This is a genomic window from Binatus sp. (SeqCode), assembly GCF_036522015.1.
Lineage (GTDB): Bacteria > Desulfobacterota > Binatia > Binatales > Binataceae > Binatus.
On sequence record NZ_DATDGQ010000161.1, the window covers coordinates 1 to 3,951 of the forward strand.

Consider the following 3,951-nt stretch of genomic DNA (forward strand, 5'->3'; position numbering starts at 1 on the left):
GATCTTCGGCGCGAACCCCGACCTCAAGCGCGTGCAGTCGCGATGCGCCCGCGCGCTCTTCAGTGCCGGCATCAGCGCCAACCTCGCGACCATACTCGCGGCGCTCGCCGGCATTGCATCAGGCATCGCGTTCGCGCGCGCCCACCTGACGTTTGCAATCGTTGCGCTAACTCTCAGCGCGGCTTTTGACGCGCTCGACGGCAGCATCGCGCGCGAGTGTGCCGCGCCCAGCCGTCTAGGCGGCGTGCTCGACCTGTCGGCCGACCGCGTGGTCGAGGCCTGTGTAATAGTCGGCATCGCGTGGCGCGATCCCGCCCTATTTTTTCCCGCGCTGGTGCTGGTAGCCACCTGGTACGTGAACATCACGATATTCCTGTCAGTAGGCGCCGCGCTGGAAGGTCCTGGCGCAAAACTGATCGAGTACCCACCTGGAATCCTTGAACGCAGCGAAGCAATAATCTTCTTCATAGTGCTAGGCTTGGTCGAAGCGACACCAATCCTGCGCCCTTTAGGCCCACTCCTATGCTATGCAATGGCCGCGTTGGAAATAGTCACCGGCGCCCAACGGCTCCTGTTCGGCCTGCGAATGCTGCGCCCTGAATGAGAAAACAAACTGTGTCGCAGAAACTCGCAAGAATTCCCGCCGCCCGGGCTGCTGCTGTCCTATCGCCACCAATCGCCGCGAGGAAGTCCTATCAAGTGACCTCCGCCAATGGGCCGCGCGCGGATGACTACTACTGGTTGCGCGATGACACTCGTAAGTCGAAAGACGTGCTCGAATATCTGAAAGTCGAGAATGCTTACACGACGGCCGTGCTGGCGCCGACGCACGCTCTTCAGGATGAGCTATTCAAAGAGCTCGTCGGCCGCATCAAGCAGGACGATACGTCGGTACCCGTCCTGCGGCGCGGCTGGTGGTACTACACACGCTATGAGACCGGGCGCGAGTATCCTATCTACGCGCGGCGCCGCCGTTCGATGAGCGCGCCAGAGCAGGTGATGCTCGATGGCAATGCGCTGGCCGCGGGCAAAGCCTTCTTTCAAATCGGCGCTTGGGCCGTGAGCCCCGACGGGCGCCTGCTCGCATACGCCGAGGACATCGTTGGCCGCCGTCAGTACACACTCAGAATGAAGAACCTGCACACCGGCACGATGCTCAATGATGCCGTGACTAATGTCGAACCCAACCTGATCTGGGCAAACGACAACAGGACTGTACTGTACGTCGAGAAAGATCCCGTCACCTTGCTAAGCGTGAGAGTGCGCAAACACGTTATAGGCTCCGATTCAAGCCGGGATCCCTTGTTGTATGAGGAAAAAGATCACAGTTACTACATGCGCCTCGCCAGAAGTAAGTCTGAGAAGTATTTATTCATCGTGCTCAGAAGCACTTTGCAAAGCGAATGGCGCTATGCCGACGCTGGCGATTCTCAGCTAAAGTTCAAGACTGCGATTCCGCGTGAGGCGAATCATGAGTACCAGCTAGGTCATTTGGGTCGCAATTTCATCTTGCGCACCAACTGGAAGGCGCCGAATTTCCGCCTTGTTGGCGCTCCAATCGCCAAAGTCGCCGACAAGAAAACGTGGATTGATGTGATCCCGGCGCGCGCCGACGCCTTTCTTCAGGCCTTTGAAGTGTTCAAGGGTTACGTCGCGGTCAACGAGCGTTCCGGCGGACTGATGAAATTGCGGGTTAAGTCGTGGAACGCCAAGCGAGACTTCTTGATCGCCTCATCGGAACCTTCGTATACCACGCAACTGATACCGACCCCCGGAATCGAATTGGCAAAGGTCCGTTATACTTACACCTCGCTGACCACTCCCAGGACCACTTATGAGTACGATATGGCCTCCGGCCGGAAGACGGTCCTGAAAGTCGAGCCGGTTCTGGGAGGTTTCGATTCCTCCAACTACAGGACTGACTATCTCCATGCTACCGCAAGCGACGGCTGCCTGGTGCCGATCTCAATCGCTTATCGGAAAGAAATGAAGCTCGACGGAACCGCACCGCTCTATCAGTACGCTTATGGCTCGTACGGCTTATCCACCGATCCGGCCTTCATCCCAAACTGGGTGAGCCTGATGGATCGCGGATTCGTCGTCGCCATAGCTCATGTTCGGGGAGGACAGGAGATGGGCCGCGCATGGTACGAGCAAGGCAGGCTGCTCAATAAGAAAAACACTTTCACGGATTTCATAGCAGTAACCAGGCATCTTGTGCGCGAAAAGTACGCCGCGCGCGACAAGGTCTTCGCGCAAGGTGGCAGCGCCGGCGGTCTGCTGATGGGTGCAGTAGCGAACCTTGCGCCAAAGGACTACCGCGGCATCGTCGCCAACGTGCCGTTCGTCGATATAGTGACCACCATGCTGGACGAATCGATCCCACTAACCACCAACGAATTCGACGAATGGGGTAATCCCAAGGACAAGACCTACTATGATTACATGCTGTCCTACTCGCCTTATGACAACGTAGAATGCCGGTCCTATCCCGCGATGCTGGTGACGAGCGGGCTATGGGACTCGCAAGTCCCATATTGGGAGGCTGCCAAGTGGGTGGCAAAGCTCCGCGCAAGGAAGACTAGCCCGACCCCACTCCTATTCAAGGTCAACATGGAAGCCGGCCACGGCGGCAAGTCCGGCCGCTTCGAAAGGCTGCGCGAAACAGCGATCGAATATCAGTTCATTCTGAATAACCTGCCTCCTGTACGCAAAAATTAGCCTGCTCGGGTATTCGCGCTACTCGACCGTCACCGACTTTGCGAGATTGCGCGGCTGATCGACGTCGGTGCCGCGCTCCGACGCTATGTGATACGCGAGCAACTGCAGCGGCACCGTCATCAGCACGGGGGTCAGCATCCGGCTCGTCTCCGGCACTTCGATTATTTCCGCTGCGACGCTCTTCAACTCGGAGGTCGCGTGATTGGTCACCGCGATAATCCGCCCGTTGCGCGATTCGACTTCCTTGAGATTCGACATCGACTTCTCGAACAGGTCGTCGTTGGGAATTATCACCACCACCGGCATCTTGTCGTCGATAAGCGCGATCGGTCCATGCTTCATCTCGCCCGCCGAGTAACCCTCGGCGTGGATGTATGAAATTTCCTTCAGCTTGAGCGCGCCCTCGAGCGCGATTGGATAGTTGATGCCGCGACCCAGGAACAGGAAATCCCGCGCCTGCGCGTACTTGCGCGCGATCTGTTGAATATTCGGCTCGCTCTCGAAGATAGCCTTGATCTGTCCGGGAATCGCGAACGCCGGCTGCAGCAACTTGCCCGCATCGGCGTCGGACAAGCGTCCCATCCGCGCCGCCAGATGTATCGCGAACAGATAGTAAGCCTCGAGCTGCGTGAGAAAGCATTTGGTGGTGGTGACGCTCGTCTCAGGACCGCATCGCGTGTACAACTGCGCGTCGGCTTTGCGCGCGATCGACGAATCGACGGTGTTGGTGATAGCCAGCAGATGCGCGCCGCGCGCGCGTCCTTCTTCCATCGCGGCGATCGTGTCGGCGGTCTCGCCCGACTGCGACACCGCGATGATCATCGTGCGGTCGTCGATCGGCGGGCGCCGATAGCGGAACTCGGATGAGTAGTCGACTTCGACCGGAATCGCGGCGAGATGCTCGATCATGAACTTGCCCACCTGCGCGGTGATCCACGACGCGCCCGCACCCAGCATCACGATTCGCCCGATCGACGCCGGCCCGCCCGCCGGAAGCAACTCGCCCTCGAAGCGCACGATCGACGAGCCGCCATCCGCTCGCCCGGCCATCGTGTCTATCCATGCCTGTGGCTGGTCGTTGATTTCCTTGCGCAGGTAGTGGCGGAAGCCGCCCTTGGTCGCGGCGACCGCGTCCCACTCAACCTGGCGAGGCGCGCGGGTAACCGCAGTGCCATCGAACTTCATCAGCCGGATGGTGCTGGCTGTGACTTCGGCCAGCTCGCCGTCTTC

3 protein-coding genes are annotated in these 3,951 nt (G+C 59.1%); 2 read left to right on the forward strand and 1 reads right to left on the reverse strand.

What is annotated here, in order from left to right; genetic code table 11:
• Both VIW95_RS06570 and VIW95_RS06575 read left to right on the forward strand, forming a co-directional pair.
• On the forward strand, positions 1-604 hold a 604-nt coding region (locus tag VIW95_RS06570), incomplete at its 5' end, for a CDP-alcohol phosphatidyltransferase family protein (RefSeq protein WP_331584639.1).
• Positions 601-2,721, forward strand: coding sequence for a S9 family peptidase (locus tag VIW95_RS06575; RefSeq protein ID WP_414645270.1), 2,121 nt, complete (start codon positions 601-603; stop codon positions 2,719-2,721). The genes VIW95_RS06570 and VIW95_RS06575, both read left to right, overlap by 4 nt.
• Positions 2,722-2,739: 18 nt before the next feature.
• On the opposite strand, the gene glmS is transcribed toward VIW95_RS06575, so the two are convergent.
• On the reverse strand, positions 2,740-3,951 hold a 1,212-nt coding region (glmS, locus tag VIW95_RS06580; protein WP_331584641.1), incomplete at its 5' end, for a glutamine--fructose-6-phosphate transaminase (isomerizing).

What these genes read in the sequence shown, in the direction of transcription:
- VIW95_RS06575 (WP_414645270.1), top strand. Translation starts at nt 601, where the DNA reads ATGAGAAAACAAACTGTGTCGCAGAAACTCGCAAGAATTCCCGCCGCC.